We start from the raw sequence: 24062 nt of genomic DNA, 5'->3' as shown, positions 1-24062 counted from the left end.
TTATGTTATTATCAAAAATCTGTTTCAAATATATATTAACTATCCCATTCAATAATAGCAGCATCTCTCCAGAGTCGTTCTAACTTGTAGTATTCTCTTGATTTTATATTAAATATATGAACTACAAAATCAAAATAATCTAAAAGAACCCAACCTCCATCTGGAGAACCTTCAATTCTAAGTGGTAACCTGTTACCTTCCTTTAATGTTTTTTGAATTTCATCAGATATACTTTTAATCTGTCTATCTGTTTTACCACTACATATCACAAAATAATCAGTAATTATTAATCGACCACTTACATCCAATACTATGATGTCTAAAGCTTTCTTTTCATTAGCAGCTTTTGCAGCTTCTATGGCATTTAAAGAAGATTTTTTAAAAGATATTTTTCCCTCCTATGATAATGGTAAATAATCACTACCTATTATTATGACAATATTAGCTTTTTGTCTGGTTTGTTCAGATAGTGATCCGTCTGTTACTATTTTCCCTACCCCCAGAAGCTCTCTAATAGAAATTGCATCTTCAATTACACTTATTTTAAATGAAGTAACTATTATTTTAGTTTCCGTATATTGAAAGCTGGCTGCATTCCCAATTTCAACAATTTGAAAATCATTCTGTAGTTTATTACCTGCGCTATTTGCAATACCAGGACTTCCACAACCATTTAAAATTATAATATCACTTTTCTCTTTTTCTTCAGGGGTTACAACTGATTCAAATTCCCCAAATATCTCTGTTATTTTTTCAGGTTGTGGAACATGATAATTATTACCGTCTATCTCTGCTACTATTATAGGTAAAGTTTTATCTTTGAAAATTTTAGATTCCTGAAGTCTAGTCATGGATGAACCTAAAGATATTAATTCTTCAACAGAAAAATCTGAAGCAAAATATTCAGAAATTAATTGCATTTCGTTGGCTATCTCAGAATAACTTTTATTAGCCATTAGTTTATCTAAAATGGATAGATAAACATCTTGTTGATCCGATACATGTAAAATGCTTTCACCTTCTCCACTTATGTAATGAAGATAACTAATAGCTAAATCTCCACTTAAATTCTTTTCTCCCTTCTCAAGTAAAACTGTTACATCAGTATTAATATCAGGAAAGCTTATATTTTCTGGAATATTAACTGAAACTCCACCAATTTTTTCCACTAAATCAAAAACATTTATTAAGATATAGTGATCCACCTCAATCCCTATCGAATCATTTATGGCTGATTTTAAATCCTCTATTCGCCCTTCTTTTAATAACTGTTGTACTGTTACAGCTTCTCCAGAGAACTGAAGCATTGTCCTCAAAGGTATAGAGAGTAATAAACTTTCCTCTGAAATAGAATTATAGCTGGTTAGTATTACTGAATTCGGAGAAATCTGCTCTAAGCTTTTATCAGAACCAATGATTAAGAGTTTTGTTTTTCCACTAAAAACTAATTCCTCCTCGGTTGAAGTTGGTTGTTCCTCTTCTGAAGTTGAACTGGTTGTTTGTTCTTGTGCAGTTTCTTTACCCGGTTTAGATAGACAATTTCGTAAATAGGAAAAAAAGAAAATTGATATAAAGATCATTAATAGTGTTATAAAAATTGTGAATATTTTTCTTTTTCTTCTCTTTTCTAATTTTAATCTTCTTTCCATTCTTGTACCAATTTTTTGTTCTTCCAATTTTAATCTCCTCACATTATTTTTTATAGAAATTCATCTTATAAATATGATTAGCTACTCCCTCTGGTAAAAGATATCTAATAGGTTTTCCAGTCCTCACTCTATTTCTAATATCAGTTGAAGAAATCGCAAGTGCTGGTATTTTAATAATATGTATTTTTTCATTGATATCAGCTATTCCCAATTCATCTTTCAATCTTTTCTTAATATTGTTCAACCTATCGAGCTCATAACCTGGGCGAGTAGCTGCGATAAATATACACAAGTTTAGAATTTCAGCTGGATTTTTCCAAGTTAATATATCCAGAACTGCATCAGTACCTGTTATGAAGAAAATTTGTGAATCTTTATAAACTTCATGTAAATCTTTTACTGTATCCATAGTATATGAAGGTTGAGGACGATCAATTTCCATTCTGGACACATAAAAATAAGGATTTGAGCCTGTAGCCATAACAGTCATCAGATATCTCTGTTGTGCATTTGTAATTTTCTGACCCTCTTTATGGGGAGGATCACCTGTTGGAATAAATAATACTCTATCCAAATTAAATTGTATTCTTGCCTCTTCTGCTGTTACCAAATGTCCATAGTGAATAGGGTTAAAAGTACCACCCATTATTCCTATTCTCAAAATCTATACACCTACCTCAATATCAATAATTTAACTAAGTTATAAAATTAAAAGTTTAAAAATAAATTAATAAATATAAAAATTATAAATTATAAAAATTATAAATTAAAAAAAATGTTATGTTAAAAAAATTTTATTATTTTTTATACTTTTATTTGGAATAAAATCAAAACTTCTGTCACAAATTAAAACTGTGTCACCCTCTTTTGCTCCATATTCTAACAATTTTTCATTTAATCCCAATTTATCAAGCCTACGCTGCATATACGAAACAGCCTGCGGATTATTAAAATCTGTCATTATTACAACTCTTTCTACCTCATCACCAATTACTCTAAAGGCTTTACCTTCCTTCTTTATTTTAATTAATTTTTGCTCTTTAAAGATATATTCCTTTTTGATTTTTGTTTTTTTTATTTCCTTTTTTTTAGTCTTTCTTAAAATATCTTTTATATCAATACACAGTTTTTCAAGACCTTCGGAAAAAATAGCAGATATTAAGTTTACTTTCTTTTTATATTTTTCACTAAAAAATTTTTTTACCCTCTTTATTTCTTCATCATCCTGTAGTAAATCTATTTTATTTAAGACTATGATTTGAGGTTTTTTCAACAACTCTTTATCAAATGACTTCATTTCGTTATTTAACATAATAAAATCATTAATGGGATCCCTTTGAGACGATACTGAGACTTCTAAAATATGAATGAGAATTTTCGTCCTTAGAATATGTCTTAAAAACTTAATTCCAAGACCTGCTCCCTTATGGGCTCCTTTAATTAACCCAGGAATTTCTGCAATTATATAACTGAAATCTTCTTCTTCTCTCATTCCAACCTTTGGATACAAAGTTGTGAATGGATAATTAGCTATTTTTGGTTTTGCTGAAGTTAATTTACTGAGTAAGGTTGATTTTCCAACATTTGGAAATCCTACTATCCCAACATCTGCAATTAGTCTCAACTCAAGCTCAATCCATCTTCCCCTTACAACTTCTCCCTTCTCAGCAAAAGATGGAGCTTGTAGTGTTGATCTAATAAAAGAGGCATTTCCTTTTCCACCTCTTCCACCATTAGCTATAATTGCTTCAATACTATCCTGATTAAGATCTGTCACAAATGAACCTTTATCATCTTTTATCACTGTGCCAGCTGGAACATTTATGATTAAATCCTTTCCATTCTTTCCATCCTTATTTGCACCTTTTCCATGCTTGCCCCTTTCAGCCTTAAAATGCACAAGATAAGCAAAATCAAGCAAGGAGGTTTTTTCTGAGTCAGCTTTTAAAATGACACTTCCTCCATTTCCTCCACTTCCACCATTTGGCCCGCCTTTTGCTTTATAGCGTGTTCTTAAAAAACTGACACAACCGTTACCTCCGTCTCCACCTTTTACGAATATCTTAGCTTCATCTAAAAGATCTATTTTTTCCTTATAGCTCATTTTCTATAAAATTGGGTAGGAATTTAATTAAGAAATTTTATAATTTACCTAAATTTTTAATTTTAGGGCAACTCTTTAGGGTTGCATCCTTAGGCAAGGCTAAGGCCTTGCCCTACATATTATTTTTAAGGCTAAAGCATTGCTCTACTTTACAGATTTATTTTATTATATAAGATTATCTTATATCAAAACTTTATTAGAATCTAAAAATTTTATTTAATAAAAAAAAGACCATAATTTTATGGTCTTTTCTCAAAATGTTTTATAAATTGTAGAATATTTTCTTAACTAATGAAAATTTATTAAGGTATTATATTTATGCTTTTTTTGTTTTTAGACAATCTTTTGAAAAATACATTTCCAGTAATTTTAGCAAAAAGTGTATCATCGCTTCCTCTTCCAACATTATGACCTGGTTTATAACAAGTACCTCTTTGCCTGACAAGAATTGTTCCTGCATTTACAAACTGACCACCAAAGCGCTTTATACCTAAACGTTTTGAAGTACCCTCTCTTCCATTTCGGCTACTTCCTCCACCCTTTTTATGTGCCATTTATATCACCTCTAACTACATTATAATCTATTTTATGATTAATTTAAACTTAATTTATTAGATATCTTTTATTTTAATTTAAATTTTCTTTTTAATAAGATTCTTTATTCCTTCTTTGATTTGGGAGATTTTATCTCTTTTAAAACTACCCGTGAGTATTTTTGTCTATGACCAATTTTTCTCTTATAACCAGTCTTTGAAGTATGCTTGAAGGCTATTATTTTCTTTCCACTAATATGTTCTACTATTTCTCCAATTGCTCTATAATTGGATAGTATATCCTTGTCAACTATTATCTCTTCCTTTTCTGAGATGAGCTTTATGTTTGAAAAAATAACCTTATCTCCCTTCTCACCTTCTATTTTTTCAATTAAAAAAGTCTCATCTAACTTAACTTTATATTGTTTTCCTCCAGTTTCAAGAACTATATAAATTTTAATCTCCTTTAAATAGCTATTTTTATATAAACTTTTTAAATTTATAATGAGGATAGATTATATCAGAATCATTTTTTTGAGTCAAAATTATTTCTTATTGTGTGTCATTTAAAAATTAAAAATAGACACTTTTTGTAAATTTAAAATTTATCTAACAATTATTTTTGCTTGTGCATAAGTTTTTGTAACATTTATTATCTCCACCCTTAACCTTTCATGAAGATATTTTCTGCCATCTATAATATGTATTATATAGCCACTAAATCTTGAAATAGCATCCTTGGAAATATATGAGTGAGGTTCCTCTACTAACATATCTAAAACCTGTCCCCGATATACAGGTATTGCTGCTTCTTCCATCTCTTTTATAGTTCCCTCTTTTAGTAAATTGAAAGCATTAATAGGGATACTATCATTACCCTTTATGGAAATATATTTATTTGTAATATTCTCTAATTTTTTTACATTTTCTCCACCCTGACCTATAACCATAGCTGCAACGCCACTATTAAGTTCTATAAGGAATGCTTCGGATTCACTTTCTTTTGTTAATTTAAAAATTTCTCTTTCAGTTTTTAATCTCATAGATTCCTCTGATAGGATATATCCACTTTCATCACAATAGGGGCAGGGCTTACATAAAACATCTTGAATCCCTTCTGTAACATTTTTTCTAGTCATTTCAAGCAATCCCAATTTTGAAATATCAGTTATATTAGTTGTTGCATTATCAGACTGTAGAGCATTTTTCATAGCTTCAACAATTTTTAGCCTGTTTCCCTCTTTCTCCATATCAATAAAATCAATAACAATTAATCCTCCAATATCTCTTAGCTTTATTTGCTTAACAATCTCTTCAACAGCTTCCAAATTTATATGAGCAATCGTCTCTTCTAAATCATTTCTTCCTGAAAAACGTCCAGAATTTACATCAATAGCAGTTAGAGCTTCTGTTTTATCAATTACAATAAATCCACCTGATTTTAACCAAACCTTCCTTTTAAGAGCTAAATCAATTGCCTTTTCAACTCCCATTTCTTCAAATAATGGTTTTTCTCCACTGTGTAGCTTTAGTTTTGAATGCATTTGAGGAATTTTCTTTATCAAATAATTGGATACATGATCATATAACTGTTTTGTATCTACCACAATGCTGTTAAAATCTAAAGTTAATCTATCCCTTAGAATTCTATGAACTAACTCTAACTCCCTATGAATTAGAGTTGGGGAATCTAACCTTCGAGCTTTATTTTGAATATTATTCCATAAACGTTTAAGGTATTTTAGTTCTCTTTTTAAAATAGCTAACTTCGTGTCTTTTGCAGCAGTTCTAATTACTATTCCCATATTTTTAATTTTTAACCTTGCGCTTAAACTTCTCAACCTTTCTCTTTCTGATTCATCAAGTTTTTTAGAAACACCTATTCCATCACCATATGGCATCATTACCAAATATCTACAAGCAAGAGAGACAAGAGACGTTAACCGAGCTCCTTTGGTTCCCATCGGGACTCTTGTTACCTGAACTATTAACATCTGTCCAGGTTTTAGGATTTGTTTTATTTTTCCCTTTAATATTTCGTTAGTTCCTTCATAATAATCAAAAGGTGAAACAACCTCTTTTATAAATAAGAAAGCATTTTTCTTTACTCCTATATCTACAAAAGCAGAGTCCAAACCGGACATTATTTTTTGAACTCTTCCCAAATATATATTTCCAATTATTGAATCTTTTTTTTCTCTATCAAAATAAAGTTCCGCAACTTCATCATTTTCCAGAATTGCCACTCTAATTTCATTTAGATCTGAGCTTATTAATAAATCATATTTCATAAAAAATAACTTCTAAAATACCCTTTACTTAAAATATTTAATAATCTATCTAAGCAATTTAAATGGGCTTAGAAGTAAATCACCATCCTTTCTAAACATATTAATTCTTAGAATTCTCTTTAAAAAAATTTTTCTTTTATTTTCCAATGAGTTTAAAAATTTAATAAGATCATTTATTTTTAAATCATCTTGACTACCAATAGCGATTAAAAAATCTATTATTATATTATCAGGTAAGCTTCTAATTTTAAAATTAAGTAATTTCTCCTTAAAATATTTAGCATTTTTTGATAATTGATTGTTAAATCCTATCATATTCTCAGTAAATAATTTTAATAATAAATCAGCTTCCTGTCTTATTACTAACTCAGGGCGGTAAGAAAATATTAATTGATATCTCATACAATTTATTTGGCTTGAAAGAGATTGGGATGACTCTACCGATTTCGCATTTAATACTTTTAACCCTTGAGGTAACCGGTCATTCATTCTTTTCACAAATGTCTTTGTTGATAACTTCTTGCTTAAAATTATATCCGCATACTCACCAACACTTTCCAATCCAACCTTTAAAGCATATGCGGTTGATAATTTCGGTTTTGGATGATAGCCTTTCGAATAAAGCACGGGTATTTTTGCTCTTCTTAATGTTCTAACTAAAAGATTAATCAAATCTAAATGCGATATGTATTTTATATCACTTAGTTTTGAAAATCTAAAACGCATAATTACTTTACTTGTATTTTTAACCAATAATTTTTCCCTGATATTAAGTAATGCTTTACAAAATTAATTCAAAATTGCTAATTAAAAAATTTTGTTAAAATTATTTAAGAAATATGTTGAAAATATTATTTTATTTCAAGATATTGGACATTTTATTATTTCTTGTAACCCACAACTATTGCATCCCTTTAATCTGCAATCTGAAGTAGTAAGTCCACTTAAAGCTTTTTTATATTCTTTAAATAAAAATTTCCTATTTTGTCCACTCTCAATTATTTCCCACGGGAATATTTCATCTTCTTCTCTATGTCTATTAGCATAAAAGGATATATCTACATTATCCTTTTTTAAAGCTGTTAACCATTTATCATATGAAAATTGTTCTGTCCAGCTGTCAAATTTACAACCCATTTCCCAGGCAATTCTTATTGCCTTTGAAAGTCTTCTATCCCCTCTCGCAAAAATTGCTTCTATTTGACTTCTATGTACATTGTGCATTTTAATAAATACATTTTTTTTCTTAAGTTTTCTTTTCAGATAATTAATCTTTTTATCTAAAATTTCTAATGAATCCTGACCAACCCATTGAAATGGTGTATTAGGTTTTGGACAAAAAGGTGAGATTGTTACATTTATCTTTATCCTGTTGTACTTATCTTTCGGAACCTCCATTTTTGCAATTATTAATATTTTGTTTATCATATTAATTATTCCATCCAAATCATTCATCTCTTCAGTAGGAAGTCCAACCATAAAGTAAAGCTTTATTCTTTCCCATCCACTTGAAAATGCTGCCCTGGTACAGTTAAAAATATCCTCATCTGTAATATTTTTATTTATAACATCTCTTAATCTTTGAGTCCCAGCTTCAGGAGCAAATGTAAGACCTGTCCTTCTTTCTTGTGAGATAAGGTCTGCTAATTTTACTGAAAAACTATCACATCTTAAAGATGGTAATGATACAGCGGTATGGCTACTTTCTAAATTTCGCTTTAAACTTTTTAATAAATATTCAATTTCAGAATAATCAGTTGAAGAAAGTGATGATAGTGAAACCTCTTCATAACCGGTTTTTTCCAATCCTTGTATAATTAAATTCAGTATTGATTGGACAGTTCTTTCTCTGACTGGTCTATATATAAAACCTGCTAAACAAAATCTACATCCTTTAGAACAACCTCTCATTATCTCAACCCAAAATCTATCCTGAATTACTTGCGTATTGGGAACTATCAATTTTAATGACTGACTAAAACTTCCAAAATTTATAATAATATTCTTTACAGCATTTTTTGGAAATGAGTCTTTAACTATCATTTTTTTCACGCTTCCATCAGTTTTATAGATGAAATCATAAAAGGAGGGTACATAAGTCCCATCAATTTTACCCATTTCTTTGACAATCTCATTTTTATTAAAACCTTTATTTTTTAACTCGCTTAATTTCTCAAGAATGTTTATTATTACATTTTCACCATCACCTATTACAAAAAAATCAATAAAGGGGGCAATTGGTTCTGGATTAAAAACACCTGGTCCACCAGCTATTATTATGGGATATTCATTCCCTCTATCCTTACATTCTATCGGTATTTTTGCAAGATTTAACATATTTAGTATATTTGTGAAACATAGTTCATGTTGAACAGAAAAGCCCAATATATCAAATTCCTTGACTGGAATTCTGCTTTCTAAAGAAAAAAGAGGAGTATCTGTTTTTCTCATTTGCTCCTCCATATCTAACCAGGGAGCGAATGTTCTCTCAGCAACAAAATCGGGATGATTATTTATAACATTGTAAAGAATATGAATAGCCATGTTTGACATTCCAATCTCATAAAGGTCAGGAAAGGCTAAAACTATTGATGCTTTACATTTTTTAATATCTTTATGAACCGAATTTAATTCCCCACCAACATATTGAGATGGTTTTATAACATTATCAATTAATGGATATATATTTATAGGTTTTAAATTCATTTTTTTAATTCCCCTCCCCTCTCCCTTACCCTCTCCCACAAGGGGAGAGGATAAATAATCAAGAAAGTATATCTAAAGCTGAAATGTCATATTACAAGACCTGACCCCATTTCTGTAAAAGTAAAAAATCTTTACAGGTAAAATTTTAATTGAAAGGGCTTTATTTATAGGAGTTAATCAGATATTATAAAATCTTCGTAGATAAACACCTTCTACTAATCCCAATCCTAAAAATGTTGTAACTAGAGAACTCCCACCATAACTGATAAGTGGTAGAGTAATTCCAGTTATGGGCATAATTCCTATGGTTACTCCTATATTTATTAATAGATGTACAGATAGTAGAATTGCAATTCCACCACAAAAAAGGGCACCAAATTTATCTTTGGCTGCAGTTCCAATTCTTATTACACTAAAGATGAGCAATGTATAAAGAGATATTAGAATGACAGCACCTAAAAAGCCCAACTCCTCCCCCAGTACACAGAAAATAAAATCTGTATGAAGCTCAGGAACAAAATGAAGACTTGTTTGAATTCCTTTAAACAATCCTTTTCCAGATAGTCCACCAGAACCAACAGTAATTATTGATTGGTTTAATGTATACCCTATACCTAAAGGGTCAATATCTGGATTTATAAATATTAGTAGCCTATTTAACATGTACTGTTTAACTAATCCCGATTTTATGGTTATTAAAATTGCGAAAAGACCTAAAATAAATATAGAAAAAATATATATCTTTTTAAGTCCAGCAAGATATAAAATACCAATTACAATTCCAATATAAATTATAGCTGTGCCTATGTCGGGTTGTAATACCAATAGTATTACTGGCATCCCAACAAGTAATAGAGTTATAATGAGGTCAACAAAATTTACTTCATCCCTTTTTTTTCTAGATAAATATCCGGCAACAGCTATAATAATTCCAATCTTAAAAAATTCAGATGGCTGCACTTTTAACATTCCCCATCCTATCCAACTCCTCGCTCCGCCAGATATGTGACCAAATATAAAAACTGCTATTAAACCTAATAAATTAATTATATAAACAGCCCACCAAAACTTCTCTAACCATATATAATTTAGAAATAGAACTATAAAAAATATTAATAGCCCCAATCCCACCCATACTAATTGCTTATTAAAAAATGATGAGAAATCGAAATTGAATGAGAACTTATTTAACCCAATAGCACTATTTATTAGAATTAATCCATAAATAACAAGCAAAACGATAGTAAAAAATAGTATGAAGTCAAATCCAGTTATTAAATTTTTAATATTAGTTAGTTTTTTATTCTTCGCTTTCATAGCTGCTCTTAATATTGTATATAAATTCGAGTAATTCTCTTGCAATTGGAGCTGCGGATCTCCCACCAGAACCCGCTTCTTCAATCATTGATACAATAACATATTCAGGATTTTCAACAGGAGCATAACATGCAAACCATGAAAAATCCTGTTTTCCTGGAACACTACTTGTCCCAGTTTTTCCTGCAACAGAAATTTCATTTAAAGGAAAGCCTTCAAATGCGGATTTTGCAGTTCCTTCTTTTATAACTAAAATTAATCCCTTTTCTATAATTTCAAAAATTCCTTTTTCTAATGTTTGTTTTTTGTTTATTTTAATAATCTTATTTTCCACTAATTCTTTTTTTGGTGAAACTATTTTTAAACCAATATGAGGAGTCACCATTTCACCATTATTAGCAATAGTACAATATAATTGGGCCATTTGAATGGGTGAAACTAATATGTCCCCTTGACCAATGGCTAAGTTTACACTATCTCCAGGATACCATCTTGCAAGAGTTGGATTATCTTTAAAATATTCACTTTTCCACTTTTTATTTGAAATTATCCCTTTTGATTCAAAAGGTAAATCAACACCAGTAAGCTCATCTAAACCCAAAATCTTCGAATAATGATAAAAAGCATCACCAGATTTTTTACTATTATTATGTAGAGACAGACCTATTTCATAAAAAACAATATTACATGATTCCTGAATACCTTCTATAAGATTGATATCACCATGACCCCACGTCTTCCAGCAATATCTCTCATGTTTATCTCCTAATTCTTTCCAAACACCAAGACATTTGTAATTTTTACTGTAAGGTTCAACTAAATTTTCACCTAAACCTGCAGCAGCAGTTACTACCTTGTATACTGACCCTGGTGAATAACTCATCAATGCTCTGTTGTTTAGTGGAAAATTACTTTCTGGATTATTTAAATTAGACCAATCCTTTTCTGAAATTCCTCCAATGAAAATATTAGGGTCATAAGTTGGGTATGAAGTGAGTGCTAAAATCTGGTTTGTTTTTGCATCAAGTATAACTAATGAACCAGCTGGAGCTTTATAGTACTCATTAGTCTTTTCATCACGCATTTCTCTAGCTTTCTCTATCCACTTTTTTAAAACCTCTTCAGCCTTTCTCTGTAAATTAATATCTATTGTTAAATATAAATTATTCCCTGGAATTGATTTTACTTTACCTAGTTCTCTAACTATATTCCCAGTGGGATCAACTTCCACAGTTTTACTACCACTTTGACCTGATAAAAATGACTCATAATATAGCTCAACTCCTGCTTTTCCAACTACATCACCTGGATGATATCCATATTTAAATTTTTCCTGTTGTAACTCTTCTAATGTTATCTGACCGACATATCCCAGTATGTGGGAAGATACATCCCCATTTGGATAATTTCTTAATGGGACTGCTTTTACTATTACACCTGGAAATTCATCAGAGTGTTCCTTTATAAATGTTGCTAATTCTTTATCTATATCTTCAACTATATCTATATAACCCTTTATATATTCTCTTTCATCAGATAATTTTTTTTCTAAATTATGATAAGATTTTCCTAAAACAGGTGCTAATCTTTTTAAAACTTCTGGATTATCATCAATTATTTCTGGATCAACACTTATTACAAGACCTGGTCGATTATAAGACAATATTATTCCATTTCTGTCATAAATAATACCTCGAGGAGCTACTTCTCTTATTGTTTTGGTTCTAATCTCTTTCGCTTCCTGTGCATAGCTTTCACCCATTATTACCTGTAGATACCAGAGACGAAGAAGCAGAGTAGTTGAAATAAGAAAAACTATGAAGTATAGGAGTTTTAGTCTATTAAATATTGAAGTTTCTTTTTCCAAAATCTGATGCTCCTATCATTTTAATAATGAACCAATTTTTTTAATTATTGGATGAATAATTAACATTACTAAACCATTAATTAAAGGTTGATAAATTATTTTATTTATTAAATTACCCTGTATCACTTCTTTTCCTAAAGAGAAAGATATTATATATGTTAAAAATACCCAAATTTCTGTTACTATAATCATCACAACAGTGGGAATAATATAATGTTCTCCAGCAAAAATTCTTTTGACTCTCAAACATATAAACGCGCTTATCATATTGACAAATGCGAACAATCCTAAGATGTGACCAAATAAAAAATCACTGCAAATCCCAGCAAAAAAACCGAAAATAATTGCAAAAAATTCACCAAATATGAGTGAAGTAGATATAACAATGACCAGAACTAAGTTTAATTGGATACCTCCAACTAATATATAATTTGTTATTGTGCTCTGGATTGCCAAAGTTATAAGCAGTAAAAAAAGAGAGAAGAAGAATTTTTTCATACACCTTTATTTAAAAATTAAAATTTTTTAATCTAATGAGGTAAAATTTGTAATAATAAGAACCTCTTCTATATTATCAAAATTGCATGCTGGTAAAATTTTAATAGTTTTATATAACTCATAATCCAAATTTTTTATATCAGAGACTCTACCTATCTGAATTCCTTTAGGGAAAATTCCACCCAATCCCGATGTTATGATAATATCACCAATATCCACCTCTGCCTCCTTTGGAACTAAATCAAATTTTAGAGTATTAGTCCCAATTCCCTGAACAATGCCGGTTTTCCTGGAATCTTGAACCATAGCAGCAATAGAACTGCTCGGGTCAGTTATTAGTTTCACCTCTGAAAAATTACGCGAAGTAGTTATGACCCTTCCTATCAAACCCGATTGACTTATAATAGGCATATTTATTTTTATATTGTGATTGGTACCTTCATCAATAAAAAAAGAGTGTTTCCAATCTGTTTTGGCTTTTCCAATAACTTTCGCTAATTTTATTTCAAATTGCTCATAATAAGAACTTCCCAAAAGTTCTCTAAGTTCCCTGTTCTCTCTTTCTAATTCTTTTAAATAAATATTTTCTTTTAATAGAGTATTTACTTTCTTAGTAAGTATTCTATTTTCTTCAAGAATATCTGAAAATTTATTTATAGTTTTAATAGATTTTATAAAAGGATTTATTAGAAATGTCACAGCTTTTTGTAATGGTGAGACTACTTCTAATATAATTGATTTTCCTATAGGTAGTATATTTTGATATTTTAAATTGAAGGAAGCCAATATGATACAGAGAACTATTAAAATACCAAGAATTATTTTGTTTTTTCTTCTCGGTAATGAGAGAGCCATAACCTTTTATACACCTCTCTCATGTGATATTAAATTCTTAAAAAGCTCAAAATTTTCAACGCATTTTCCTGCTCCCAGGACAACAGCCTCTAAAGGATTTTCAGTTGTAAGAATTTCACATTTTGTATGATGTTTCAGTCTATCTGACATTCCTTTAAGAAGAGAGCCACCTCCAACCATCATTATTCCATTATTATAGATGTCTGCAATTAATTCAGGTGGGGTTTTATCAAAAGTCTCAACTACAGCATTGATAATTACATTTAATGTCTCATCTAAAGCATCTCTTACATCTTTACTAGAAAGTATTATGCTCTTTGGAAGACCAGTAACTAAATCTCTTCCTCTTGCCTCAACTGTCTCTTCCTCATTTTGAGTAAAAGCTGATCCTATCTCTATTTTTATTGCTTCAGCAGTAGTTTCTCCTATTAGTAAATTATGGTCTCTTTTAAGCATATTTATTATTGCTTCATCCATCTCATTTCCAGCTATTCTTATGGATTGACTAACAACTATTCCACCTAAAGAAATAACTGCTATTTCAGTTGTACCTCCCCCGATATCTACAATCATGTGCCCAATTGGCTCACTAACAGGTAATTCAGTTCCTATTGCTGCTGCCATTGGTTCTTCTAAAATATATACAGCTCTAACTCCAGACTGTTCAGCAGCTTCAATAACTGCTCTTCTCTCAACTCCGGTAATTCCAGAAGGGACACATATTATCACTCTCGGTCTTGCAAAAAAATTGAATCTATGAACTTTATTAATGAAGTGACGTAACATTTTTTGTGTAATATCAAAATCTGATATCACTCCGTCCCTCAATGGTTTTATTGCTACTATTGAACTGGGAGTCCTACCAACCATTCTTTTTGCTTCTGAACCTACTGCTAATATATCTTTGTTATCTCTATTAATTGCAACAACAGATGGTTCCCTTAAAACTATTCCTTTTCCTCTGACATAAACCATTGAATTAACAGTACCCAAGTCTATTCCCATATCTCTACCAACTAAACCTGTAAAAAAGTCAAATATAGACATCTAATATCTCCTTTAAATAAAAAGTAAGTTTCTGTAAAATTTCTAACTTCTTTGATTATCTGAAAACTATGTATATATTTTTTATTTCAGTTACCTTTAAAAATGCAATACATGGCTTATAAAAAATGCTAAGTAATTTTTTCCTTTTAATAGATTGTTATGCTAATATTAAATCTTTCACTAATACCTTCGTGTCAAGTCTACAACAAGAAATGCAATCAACATTCCAATTATGGCTGCTAAAGTGATCCTAAAATAAAGACTGAGACTCATTTCAAATAAATAAAGATTTAAAGAGAATGGTTTAAGTCCAACTTTCAAACCCTCATCTAAAATAGGTAACACATCCTTCAATATATGCCCTAAAATTGCTCCAAAAAAAAGACCTACAAGTAATGTTATAAAAATCCTTCCAGTTCTTCTCGTTCTCAAACTTCCTCCTTTTATTCTTCTTGAAAAAACAATGATATCTCTCTTTTAGCACTTTTAATAGAATCTGAACCATGAATAATATTTCTTTCAATATTAAGACCATAGTCTCCTCTTATTGTACCTAGCGCAGCCTTTCTTGAATCGGTTGGACCCATCATTAATCTGAATGTTGAAATAACATCCTCACCTTCAACTATCATAACAACAACTGAAGCAGATGTTATAAAATTAATCAAATCTCTATAAAACGGTTCTTTCTTATGTTCCTCATAATGCTTCTCCGCTAATTCTTTAGAGATCCTCATCATCTTCAAATTGGTTATTTTTAGCCCCTTTCTTTCAATACGAGAAATTATTTCACCAATTAATTTTTTTTGAATTCCATCTGGTTTTATAATTACAAGTGTTCTTTCTTTAATATCCATTTTTCCTCAATTCTATAATGGTGTTTTACAAAACGGACAAATTGACCAGTTTAATTGAAGTGGTTTTCCGCACTTTGGACACGGATTTTTTAATTTCTTACGACAATATGGACAAATAAAGAAATCTTTCTCTACGTTATTCCCGCAAGCTGGACACTTAAGAATCTGCAAATTCATTAATGATTCCTTTGTTTCTATCTCTAATTCCCGTTCCATGACATCTTGAACATACTCAGATGGTCTTAAAATTAAATATATTAAAAGCCCAAAAAAATTAAAGATAAAAACAACTAGAGCCCAAAGTAAACCACTTGTTCCTCTCTGATTCGCATCTCTATAGGTCCAATATACAAAACTTAACCAGATAACAACAATGAAATATAAAAAGAGATATATAATAAATTTAAAAAATCCCGATTGGAAAAAAGCCAATATATCTTGAAAAATCTGCAATGTATTACTCCCTTTTAATAATTATTTTACTTATCAATTAATTAAGAAATACTTATATTGTATTTTTTTATATTTTTTATATCTAATTGTTTTATTTTCCTGTTACTAAACCTCAAAAATAGGACAGTTTAAAAATTTAATAAATTCTATAATATTTGATTACGATATAGCAAGAAAAAATTACTTTAAAATTATATATTTAATGCATTCTTGGCAAGAGGTATATTTGTAAATGACCCACAAATACATATCAGATCATTCTCTTTAGAAAACTTCATTGCTAAATCTATGGAATTTGATATGGTTTTTCTTTTAAAAATCTTTGGTGACCCTCCTTTCATCTCCTTCTTAACCTTTTTTGCTAATATATAAAGTTTTTCATAAGGATATTTCCTAAATGATTTACTTTCTGTAATTATTAGGTTATCTGTAATTGACCAGATAATCTGTAACATCTTTTTGGCATCTTTGTCGCTAAGAACAGCAAAAATTAAATGAAGCTTTTCATATTGAAAATTCTCTTTAATTTCAAATACTAATTTTTTTATTGCTCCAGGATTATGAGACCCATCTAAAATAATAGTTGGATTTTCCCACACTTTTTCTAATCTTCCTCTAAAATCAACTGAAATTAATGTATTTTTTAATAATTCTGGTTTTATATTCTCCTTTCCTATAAAAAGTTCAGTTGCTGCAATTGCCATGGCTGCATTTTCACATTGATATTTTGAAATCTGGTTTATTCTTATTCTCATGAAATTATTATAAATTCCCTCTACATCAACTACTCTATAATTATTTTTTCTTTGACAATTCTTTATAAAAAAATCCTTATTAATCCGAAACAATCTTGCCATTTTTTCTTCACACTTTTTATTTAGTACTTTTAAAACATCTTTATTAGACGAACCAGTTACTACATATGCTTTATCCTTTATAACCTCGGCTTTTTCTATTGCAATTTTACGAATTGTGTCACCAAGATATTTCGTATGTTCTTTTGTAACATTAGTTAATACAACAACTTTAGAATCAGCTAAATTTGTGGCATCCCATCTTCCACCCATTCCAGCTTCTAATACCACACAATCGCATTTTCTTTCACTAAAATATAAGAAAGCCATTGAAGTTAAAATCTCAAAGTGGGTTACTTTTTTAGAACCTGGAGAATTTTCTAATTCATTTGCTATTTTTTTAATCTTCTCATAATAAGAGACAAAATCATTTTCACTGATAAATTCATTATCAATTGCAAATCTCTCAATATATGAAAATATGTGAGGAGAGATATAACAACCAGTTTTATATCCCAAGTGTGTTAATATAGAGCTAATCATTCTCGTAGTTGATGTTTTCCCATTAGTTCCAACTATATGGATAGTAGGATAATCATTCTGAGGATTATTCAGTCTATTACAAATTTCACTTATAGTATCGAGACTGGGATTTGTTCCAAACTTCTCAGTGGCATCCAACTCTGCCACTACTTGCTTAAAGGTCAATTTTCATCCTAAAATTAAGAATTTATATTTTTAAATCAATATTATTAATAGCTTTGTAACATGGTTTCGAAGACATTTTTTTTATTTTATGCTTTCTATTTGCTTTTCAATACTTTCCATTTCTTTTTTCAGTTCTTCCAGCTTTTCTTTTTCCCTTAAAATAATATGCTCCGGGGCCTTCTGTAAGAATTGCACATTTGAGAGTTTCTTTTTGCTTTTTTCATAGTCAGCTTTAACCTTACTTAAACGTTTTTTTAACCTTTCTGTTTCCTCTTTTATATCAACTAACTCAAGTAGTGGTATATATATATCAACTCCTGATACATGAGATTTAGCATACTTAGACAAATCATCTATTTCCTTTATAAAATCTATACTATTAAGACCTCCCAATTTTATTAATTTCTTAATATTCTTTCCTATTAGGTTCTTTTTATCCAAATCATCAGTAATCAAATGTGCTGGAAATCTCCTTGAAGGTTCCACTAATAACTGACTTCTGACTTTCCTAATTGAACTTATCACTTCCATTAAAATCTCCATCTCATATTCCGCTTCTTTATCAATCTCTTCAGATTTATATTCAGGATATGAGGATATCATTATACTCTCACTTTCCAGGGGTAAACTTTGCCATATTTCCTCAGTAATAAATGGCATGAAAGGATGAAGAAGTCTTAAATATCTTTCTAATATATTTATTAATACATATCCTACAGTACTTTTAGCTATTTCATCCTCATCTTGATATAGTCTACTTTTACAAAGTTCGATATACCAATCACAATACTGCCTCCAGAAGAATTTATAGAGCTGCTTTGATGCTTCTGCAAAATCAAATTTTTCAAGATTCTCTAACACATTCTTAACAACTTTATTGAATCTGCTAATAATCCATCTATCTTCTAATTGGTAGTTCAGTTTAGTTTTATTAATTTCTTTATAATTGATTTTTTCTGTACCCATTTGAACAAACCTTGCTGCATTCCATATCTTATTTACAAAATTCCTCATCCCTTCTATTGTTTCTTCACCTAAAGATATATTTCTACCAGGTGATGTTAGGAAGGAAAGCGTAAATCTTAAAGAATCTGTACCATATTTTTCCATCACAGGAACAGGGTCAATTACATTTCCCAAAGATTTGCTCATCTTTTTCCCAAATTTATCATATATCGTAGGATGGATAAAAACTTTGCCAAATGGAATCTTTTTCATAAAATATAATGATGTCATAATCATTCTTGCAACCCAGAAGAAGATAATTTCATTAGCTGTTGTTAATGTATCTGTAGGAAAGAAATATTTCAGCTCTGGTGTTTCTTCTGGCCATCCTATGGTAGAAAATGGCCATAAGGCAGAGCTAAACCAGGTATCTAAGACATCCTCTTCCTGATATATATTACTACTTTTACAACTTTTACATTCTTTTGGTGGATCTAACTCAACCATAATTTCATTACAATCGCTGCAATAGTAAACAGGAATCCTGTGTCCCCACCAGAGTTGTCTTGATATACACCAATCTTTAATATTTCTCATCCAGTGAAAATAAACCTTTTCCCAATTTTCAGGTAAAAACTTGATATCATGATTCTCAACAACTTTTATGGCAGCCTCTGTTAAAGGTTTCATTTTCACAAACCACTGTTCTGAAATTCTTGGCTCAATAACTACTTTACATCTGTCATGTCTTCCAATGGCTAAAGAGTGTTTCTCAATTTTTCTTAATAAGCCTAAAGTTTTGAGATCCTTAATTACTTTTTCCCTGCATTCATATCTATTTAGGTTCATATATTTTTGTCCATTTTCATTTATCCTTGCTCTATCATCAAAAATATTGATTTGCTTCAGATTATAAGTTAATCCTATCTCATAATCATCGGGGTCGTGAGCTGGAGTTATTTTAACAGCACCTGTTCCAAACTCCGTATCAACTCTTTCATCTGATATTATTGGTAATTCTCTACCAATTAATGGCAGGATTGCAGTCTTTCCAATATATGATTTATATCTTTTATCCTTAGGGTGAACTGCAATAGCAGTATCACCCAACATTGTTTCAGGTCTTGTTGTAGCAACAGTTATATAGTTATCTTCTCCCTTTATTGGATAATCAATATACCAAAGATTTCCCTCTTCCTCTTCCTTTTCAACTTCTATATCTGCAATAGTAGTTAAGCACTTTGGACACCAATTTATCATTCTAAAATCTTTATAAATTAATCCATTATCATAAAGTATTTTAAATGCAGTTAATACTGCTTTTGATAAACCTGGATCCATTGTAAATCTTTCTCTCTCCCAATCACATGAACAGCCAAGTTTTTTTAGTTGTTCAATTATTATATTCCCGTATCTTTCTTTCCATTGCCATGCTCTTTCTAAAAACTTATCCCTACCCAATTCATGTTTTGTTATGCCTTCATCAGCTATTATGTTTTCTAAAACATTGTGAACAGCAATACTTGCATGGTCTGTTCCAGGTAACCATAACGTGTTATATCCCTGCATTCTTTTCTGTCTTATAATTATGTCCTGGATAGTGTTATTCAGTGCATGACCTAAATGCAGAACACCAGTAACATTTGGAGGTGGAATAACTATTGTAAAAGGCTTTTTGCTTTTGTCAACCTCAGCATGAAAATAACCTTTTTTTAGCCAGAAATCGTATATTTTATTTTCAACTATTGAAGGATTATATTTTTTACTAATAATTTTATTCATAAGATTTGCAAATTTTTAAAATTAAAATTTGCTTCCCTCCTTAACTATAATTTTAAATTAATTAAAATAAAAAAGCCCAGATTCAAAAGGACGAATTGGGCTTAATTCGTGGTACCACCTTACTTCTCCAAAGTGGAGCACTCGTTTTATATAACGGACTTTCCGATTAGACTTACTTAGTTTCAGTCTAATAGCTCAGAGATGACTTCAAGAGTAGTTGTTTTTCAAGATTACTTTCACCAATTGTAATCCCTCTCTGTGAATTCTTCCTCCCTACTATTTCTTTTCTTAGCATTTAACTATTTATTTTTTAATGTATTTATTTTACTGTTTATTTAAATAAAAGCTAAAATACTCAAATTTCTTATTTTAGAATATATTAATTTTTTAAAGTAATGTTGTCAAGTCAACTCTAAAAGTGTCTACTTTTATATTTTATCTAACAGTAAATAATATGATAATTTTTATCAATTGTATAAAGAAACTTTAGTTATAATCTCTTAAAAAATATTTCATCTATTATTCCATATTTCTTTGCATGTTCAGCAGTCATAATAAAATCTCTATCAGTATCTTTACTGATTCTTTCAACTGATCGACCTATATGTTTAGCTAATAGTTTATTCATCATTTCTCTCATTCTCAATATCTCCTTAGCGTGAATATCAACATCAGAAGCACTTCCAGTTGCTCCACCACTGGGTTGGTGCAGAAGAATCCTTGCATGTGGAAGAGCAAATCTTTTCCCTTTTTCCCCAGCAGCCAAAATTAAAGCTGCACCACTTGCTGCTTGCCCCATACAAATAGTAGAAACATGTGATTTTATAAACTGCATAGTATCATAAATTGCCATAGTGGATGTTATCAAACCACCTGGACTGTTAATATAAAGATTTATATCTTTCTTAGGATCCTCTGCTTCTAAAAAAAGTAACTGGGCCATAACCAAATTGGCAAGTCTATCATCTATGTTATCACCTAAAAAAATTATTCTTTCTTTTAATAATCTTGAATAGATATCAAAAGATCTTTCACCCCTACTTGTTTGTTCAATGACTATTGGTATTAAATTACTCAAACTTTACCTCTTTTTAACAAATTGATAATAAATTATATGTCACTGCATAAGTTTAAAGGTATTAAATTATACAAATTTCACTTTCTTTTAAACAATTTTTGCATTATCAAGCAAAAAATCTAATGTTTTTCTTCTCCTTAATTCCAGTTTTAGGTCATAATAACCCATTCCTTTAATATAGTAGTTATAAACATCATCTTTTTTACCACCAGCATAACTTGCTATTTTTTTAGCTTCAGATTTCAATGCTTCATCAGATACTTTTATATTCTCTTTTTCCGAAACTGTATCTAAAATCAGATTATGTCTAATTTCTAGTTCAGCTCTTTTTTTGTAATTTTTTTCAAATGACTTTTTATCCTGATTTGTTATTTTTAAAAAGTCATCTAAACTTGACTCCTGTTTTTCCAGATTTTGTTTAAAACTATCGATAAGCTCTTTACTTCGATTTTCTATCATAATAGGTGGAATGTCAATCGGGTTATATTTAATTAATTCCTCTAGTATCTTGATCTTTCTTAAAGATTTGATATCCTCCTGTTTTTTCTTTTTTGTCTCATTTTTAATATATTTATTTAACTCATCTAAGTTATTAAAACCACCCACCATTTTTGCAAATTCATCATTAACTTCGGGTAGTAATTTCTTTTTTATAGCTTTTAATTTAATATGACACTTTAATTTTTTACCTGCTATTTTCTTGTTGAAATAGTTCTCTGGATATGATATTTCCAAAATCTTCTCATCACCTATTCTCATTCCAATTAACTCTTTCTCCTTATCACCAAATGAAGCTCCTGATCCAATTTGTAATAAATAATCTGTACCACTATTTTCTTTTACTAATGTATTGTCTAAATAATAGTCAATATCAACAACTATATAACTATCTTTTTTTACAACTTGGCTCTCATCCTCTTCCAATCTTGCAAATTGATTTCTTAATCCTTCAAGTTGTGATTTAACTTCTTTCTCTCCAACTCTTGCTATTTTTTTCTCTAATTTAATTCCCTTATATTTTTTCAGTAAAACCTCCGGTTCAACTAATACTTTAACTGTAAATTTTAGAGCTTTTTCTTTCTCTAACTGTTCAACTTTTATTTCTGGCTTAACAACAGGTTTTACCTTTGACTGTGAAACTGTTTGAAGATAATATTTTAGTACAGATTCTTCTAAAGCCTCCTTTAAAATATAATCTTGACCAACTCTTGCATCTATAATTTTTTTAGGTATGTTTCCCTTTCTAAAACCAGGAATTTTTAATGATTTTGAGATCTTTTTGTAAGCTTGTTCAATATCCTTTTTGAACAAGTCACACGGAACCTCCACTTCTATCTTCACCTTATTTTTCTCAATTTTTTCTACTGATGTCTTTATTTTTATATTATTCATTTTAAATTCATACCTCTTACTAATTTTTACAAAATTATATCAGAAAATTATTTCTATAATCAGTAAACATAAACTTGCTGATTATTAAATCCTGAAGGATATAGCCTTTTGTTTATATACACAAAAAATTCATAAAACTTATTTATTAAAAAATGGTGCGAGAGGGGGGACTCGAACCCCCAAGGTTTTACCCACTAGATCCTAAGTCTAGCGTGTCTGCCAATTCCACCACTCTCGCAGTTTTAAAAACTGGTGGGTCGTGCAGGCTTCGAACCTGCGACCTGCTGATTAAGAGTCAGCTGCTCTACCAGGCTGAGCTAACGACCCACTTTCTCTTTGTAGTGTTTTTGTTACTATTATATATATAAATTTTTTGGCGCGCCTGGAGGGATTCGAACCCCCAACCATCGGATTCGAAGTCCGCTGCTCTATCCAACTGAGCTACAGGCGCTTACATTTTTTTTTCATTGAAATAATAGATATTCTTTATTACCCTTGAAAGTGTCTTTTTAGTTATTATTATTTCTCTCTATCTTTACTTTTCAAAATAAGACTTTTAAATGTACAAATTGAAGATAATTTATCATTTAAAAGTAGTTTATATTAGATTCTCGGACTTGAAACTTTAAACTATTCTTTTTAACCTTAATCAGTCGTAAAATTTATTTATAATAAAGGAAAAATTTATAATCAAATGGAGCGGATGACGGGGCTCGAACCCGTGACCTTCACCTTGGCAAGGTGACGTTCTACCAACTGAACCACATCCGCATTTAATAATCTGGGGTGAACGACGGGATTCGAACCCGCGACCTCAGGAGCCACAATCCTGCGCTCTAACCAAGCTGAGCTACGCTCACCATTAATTTAATTATCTCAAACTACGAAAAATATTTCAATTCAAAAAATATTAATTGTCATTTAAAAATTAAAAGTAGACACTTTTTTGTAAATTTAAAGTTTAAAAAATGTCAATAAATCTTATTTCATCTTAAAATAACTTCAGAAATACACCCTAAAGATATTAATAAGACTTTAAAATATATAGCCTTTCCCCTGATGAGAGAGAGAAAGAGAGAGGAGAATTACCCTCTCCACTAGTGGGAGGGGGTAGGGGGAGGGTAAAATGTCTTTGAAAATATACCACAAAGCTATTGATAAAACTTTTTTTAATGAAATAAAAAAT

Annotated in this window: 21 protein-coding genes, 5 tRNA genes and 1 other annotated feature; all 26 genes read right to left on the bottom strand. The window is 30.0% G+C overall.

The genetic code is table 11. The features are described from left to right. Positions 1-35 precede the first annotated feature (35 nt). Complete coding sequence (gene rsfS, locus KKC53_05175) at positions 36-389, bottom strand: ribosome silencing factor (protein MBU2598547.1); 354 nt, start codon at positions 387-389, stop codon at positions 36-38. A gap of 9 nt (positions 390-398) precedes the next feature. Continuing rightward, positions 399-1676, bottom strand: a complete 1278-nt coding sequence (locus KKC53_05170) for a LytR C-terminal domain-containing protein (GenBank protein MBU2598546.1) — start codon at positions 1674-1676, stop codon at positions 399-401. A gap of 16 nt (positions 1677-1692) precedes the next feature. Continuing rightward, positions 1693-2295 carry a nicotinate-nucleotide adenylyltransferase gene (gene nadD / locus KKC53_05165; GenBank protein MBU2598545.1) on the bottom strand — a complete coding sequence of 201 codons (603 nt, stop codon included), beginning with the start codon at positions 2293-2295 and terminating at the stop codon, positions 1693-1695. A 132-nt stretch (positions 2296-2427) separates the two neighbouring features. After that, positions 2428-3753 carry a GTPase ObgE gene (gene obgE, locus KKC53_05160; GenBank protein MBU2598544.1) on the bottom strand — a complete coding sequence of 442 codons (1326 nt, stop codon included), beginning with the start codon at positions 3751-3753 and terminating at the stop codon, positions 2428-2430. A 302-nt stretch (positions 3754-4055) separates the two neighbouring features. Beyond that, positions 4056-4307, bottom strand: a complete 252-nt coding sequence (gene rpmA, locus KKC53_05155; GenBank protein MBU2598543.1) for a 50S ribosomal protein L27 — start codon at positions 4305-4307, stop codon at positions 4056-4058. A 104-nt stretch (positions 4308-4411) separates the two neighbouring features. Next, on the bottom strand, positions 4412-4798 hold the full coding sequence (rplU, locus tag KKC53_05150; GenBank protein MBU2598542.1) for a 50S ribosomal protein L21: 387 nt from the start codon (positions 4796-4798) through the stop codon (positions 4412-4414). Between the two features lie 93 nt (positions 4799-4891). Continuing rightward, the gene (locus tag KKC53_05145) at positions 4892-6577 is read right to left on the bottom strand and encodes an Rne/Rng family ribonuclease (GenBank protein MBU2598541.1); all 1686 of its coding nucleotides are present in this window, start codon (positions 6575-6577) and stop codon (positions 4892-4894) included. A gap of 45 nt (positions 6578-6622) precedes the next feature. After that, positions 6623-7330, bottom strand: a complete 708-nt coding sequence (locus tag KKC53_05140; protein ID MBU2598540.1) for a TIGR03936 family radical SAM-associated protein — start codon at positions 7328-7330, stop codon at positions 6623-6625. Positions 7331-7438: 108 nt separating this feature from the next. After that, on the bottom strand, positions 7439-9283 hold the full coding sequence (locus KKC53_05135) for a TIGR03960 family B12-binding radical SAM protein (protein ID MBU2598539.1): 1845 nt from the start codon (positions 9281-9283) through the stop codon (positions 7439-7441). A gap of 177 nt (positions 9284-9460) precedes the next feature. Further along, positions 9461-10600: a rod shape-determining protein RodA gene (rodA, locus tag KKC53_05130; GenBank protein ID MBU2598538.1), complete on the bottom strand. Its 1140-nt coding sequence runs from the start codon at positions 10598-10600 to the stop codon at positions 9461-9463. Continuing rightward, positions 10584-12467: a penicillin-binding protein 2 gene (gene mrdA / locus KKC53_05125; protein MBU2598537.1), complete on the bottom strand. Its 1884-nt coding sequence runs from the start codon at positions 12465-12467 to the stop codon at positions 10584-10586. Before mrdA ends, rodA begins: the two co-directional genes overlap by 17 nt. Positions 12468-12482: 15 nt before the next feature. Next, positions 12483-12965, bottom strand: coding sequence for a rod shape-determining protein MreD (mreD, locus tag KKC53_05120; GenBank protein ID MBU2598536.1), 483 nt, complete (start codon positions 12963-12965; stop codon positions 12483-12485). Between the two features lie 27 nt (positions 12966-12992). Next, positions 12993-13820: a rod shape-determining protein MreC gene (gene mreC / locus KKC53_05115; GenBank protein ID MBU2598535.1), complete on the bottom strand. Its 828-nt coding sequence runs from the start codon at positions 13818-13820 to the stop codon at positions 12993-12995. 6 nt (positions 13821-13826) lie between these two features. Then, a complete protein-coding gene (locus tag KKC53_05110) occupies positions 13827-14867 on the bottom strand; it encodes a rod shape-determining protein (protein MBU2598534.1) in 1041 nt (346 codons plus the stop codon). Positions 14868-15047: 180 nt separating this feature from the next. Then, complete coding sequence (locus KKC53_05105) at positions 15048-15299, bottom strand: DUF4321 domain-containing protein (protein ID MBU2598533.1); 252 nt, start codon at positions 15297-15299, stop codon at positions 15048-15050. An 11-nt stretch (positions 15300-15310) separates the two neighbouring features. Beyond that, a complete protein-coding gene (gene ndk / locus KKC53_05100) occupies positions 15311-15724 on the bottom strand; it encodes a nucleoside-diphosphate kinase (GenBank protein MBU2598532.1) in 414 nt (137 codons plus the stop codon). 12 nt (positions 15725-15736) lie between these two features. Next, the gene (locus tag KKC53_05095) at positions 15737-16177 is read right to left on the bottom strand and encodes a zinc ribbon domain-containing protein (protein MBU2598531.1); all 441 of its coding nucleotides are present in this window, start codon (positions 16175-16177) and stop codon (positions 15737-15739) included. A gap of 191 nt (positions 16178-16368) precedes the next feature. Beyond that, on the bottom strand, positions 16369-17679 hold the full coding sequence (locus tag KKC53_05090) for a bifunctional folylpolyglutamate synthase/dihydrofolate synthase (protein MBU2598530.1): 1311 nt from the start codon (positions 17677-17679) through the stop codon (positions 16369-16371). Positions 17680-17760: 81 nt separating this feature from the next. After that, a complete protein-coding gene (locus KKC53_05085; GenBank protein MBU2598529.1) occupies positions 17761-20406 on the bottom strand; it encodes a valine--tRNA ligase in 2646 nt (881 codons plus the stop codon). Positions 20407-20489: 83 nt separating this feature from the next. Next, positions 20490-20705: a binding site (T-box leader), on the bottom strand. 191 nt (positions 20706-20896) lie between these two features. Continuing rightward, on the bottom strand, positions 20897-21484 hold the full coding sequence (gene clpP / locus KKC53_05080; protein MBU2598528.1) for an ATP-dependent Clp endopeptidase proteolytic subunit ClpP: 588 nt from the start codon (positions 21482-21484) through the stop codon (positions 20897-20899). 87 nt (positions 21485-21571) lie between these two features. After that, positions 21572-22876 carry a trigger factor gene (gene tig / locus KKC53_05075; GenBank protein MBU2598527.1) on the bottom strand — a complete coding sequence of 435 codons (1305 nt, stop codon included), beginning with the start codon at positions 22874-22876 and terminating at the stop codon, positions 21572-21574. A gap of 153 nt (positions 22877-23029) precedes the next feature. Continuing rightward, positions 23030-23114: transfer RNA gene (locus KKC53_05070), tRNA-Leu, on the bottom strand. A gap of 12 nt (positions 23115-23126) precedes the next feature. Further along, a tRNA-Lys gene (locus KKC53_05065) sits at positions 23127-23203 on the bottom strand. Between the two features lie 47 nt (positions 23204-23250). Beyond that, positions 23251-23327 (bottom strand) — tRNA-Arg (locus KKC53_05060). Positions 23328-23571: 244 nt separating this feature from the next. Beyond that, a tRNA-Gly gene (locus tag KKC53_05055) sits at positions 23572-23647 on the bottom strand. 11 nt (positions 23648-23658) lie between these two features. Continuing rightward, a tRNA-His gene (locus KKC53_05050) sits at positions 23659-23736 on the bottom strand. Between the last annotated feature and the right edge of the window lie 326 nt (positions 23737-24062).

Source organism: Actinomycetota bacterium, from assembly GCA_018830725.1.
Taxonomy (GTDB): domain Bacteria; phylum Actinomycetota; class Humimicrobiia; order JAHJRV01; family JAHJRV01; genus JAHJRV01.
This window is presented reverse-complemented; position numbering and strand designations above follow the sequence as displayed.

Excerpts from the sequence above, each read along its gene's own strand:
- ndk (MBU2598532.1), bottom strand. The coding sequence starts at position 15,724 with ATGGATATTAAAGAAAGAACACTTGTAATTATAAAACCAGATGGAATT.
- nadD (MBU2598545.1), bottom strand. The coding sequence starts at position 2,295 with ATGGGTGGTACTTTTAACCCTATTCACTATGGACATTTGGTAACAGCA.
- KKC53_05135 (MBU2598539.1), bottom strand. The coding sequence starts at position 9,283 with ATGAATTTAAAACCTATAAATATATATCCATTAATTGATAATGTTATA.
- obgE (MBU2598544.1), bottom strand. The coding sequence starts at position 3,753 with ATGAGCTATAAGGAAAAAATAGATCTTTTAGATGAAGCTAAGATATTC.
- rpmA (MBU2598543.1), bottom strand. The coding sequence starts at position 4,307 with ATGGCACATAAAAAGGGTGGAGGAAGTAGCCGAAATGGAAGAGAGGGT.
- tig (MBU2598527.1), bottom strand. The coding sequence starts at position 22,876 with ATGAATAATATAAAAATAAAGACATCAGTAGAAAAAATTGAGAAAAAT.
- mreC (MBU2598535.1), bottom strand. The coding sequence starts at position 13,820 with ATGGCTCTCTCATTACCGAGAAGAAAAAACAAAATAATTCTTGGTATT.
- KKC53_05145 (MBU2598541.1), bottom strand. The coding sequence starts at position 6,577 with ATGAAATATGATTTATTAATAAGCTCAGATCTAAATGAAATTAGAGTG.
- mreD (MBU2598536.1), bottom strand. The coding sequence starts at position 12,965 with ATGAAAAAATTCTTCTTCTCTCTTTTTTTACTGCTTATAACTTTGGCA.
- KKC53_05085 (MBU2598529.1), bottom strand. The coding sequence starts at position 20,406 with ATGAATAAAATTATTAGTAAAAAATATAATCCTTCAATAGTTGAAAAT.
- rodA (MBU2598538.1), bottom strand. The coding sequence starts at position 10,600 with ATGAAAGCGAAGAATAAAAAACTAACTAATATTAAAAATTTAATAACT.
- KKC53_05110 (MBU2598534.1), bottom strand. The coding sequence starts at position 14,867 with ATGTCTATATTTGACTTTTTTACAGGTTTAGTTGGTAGAGATATGGGA.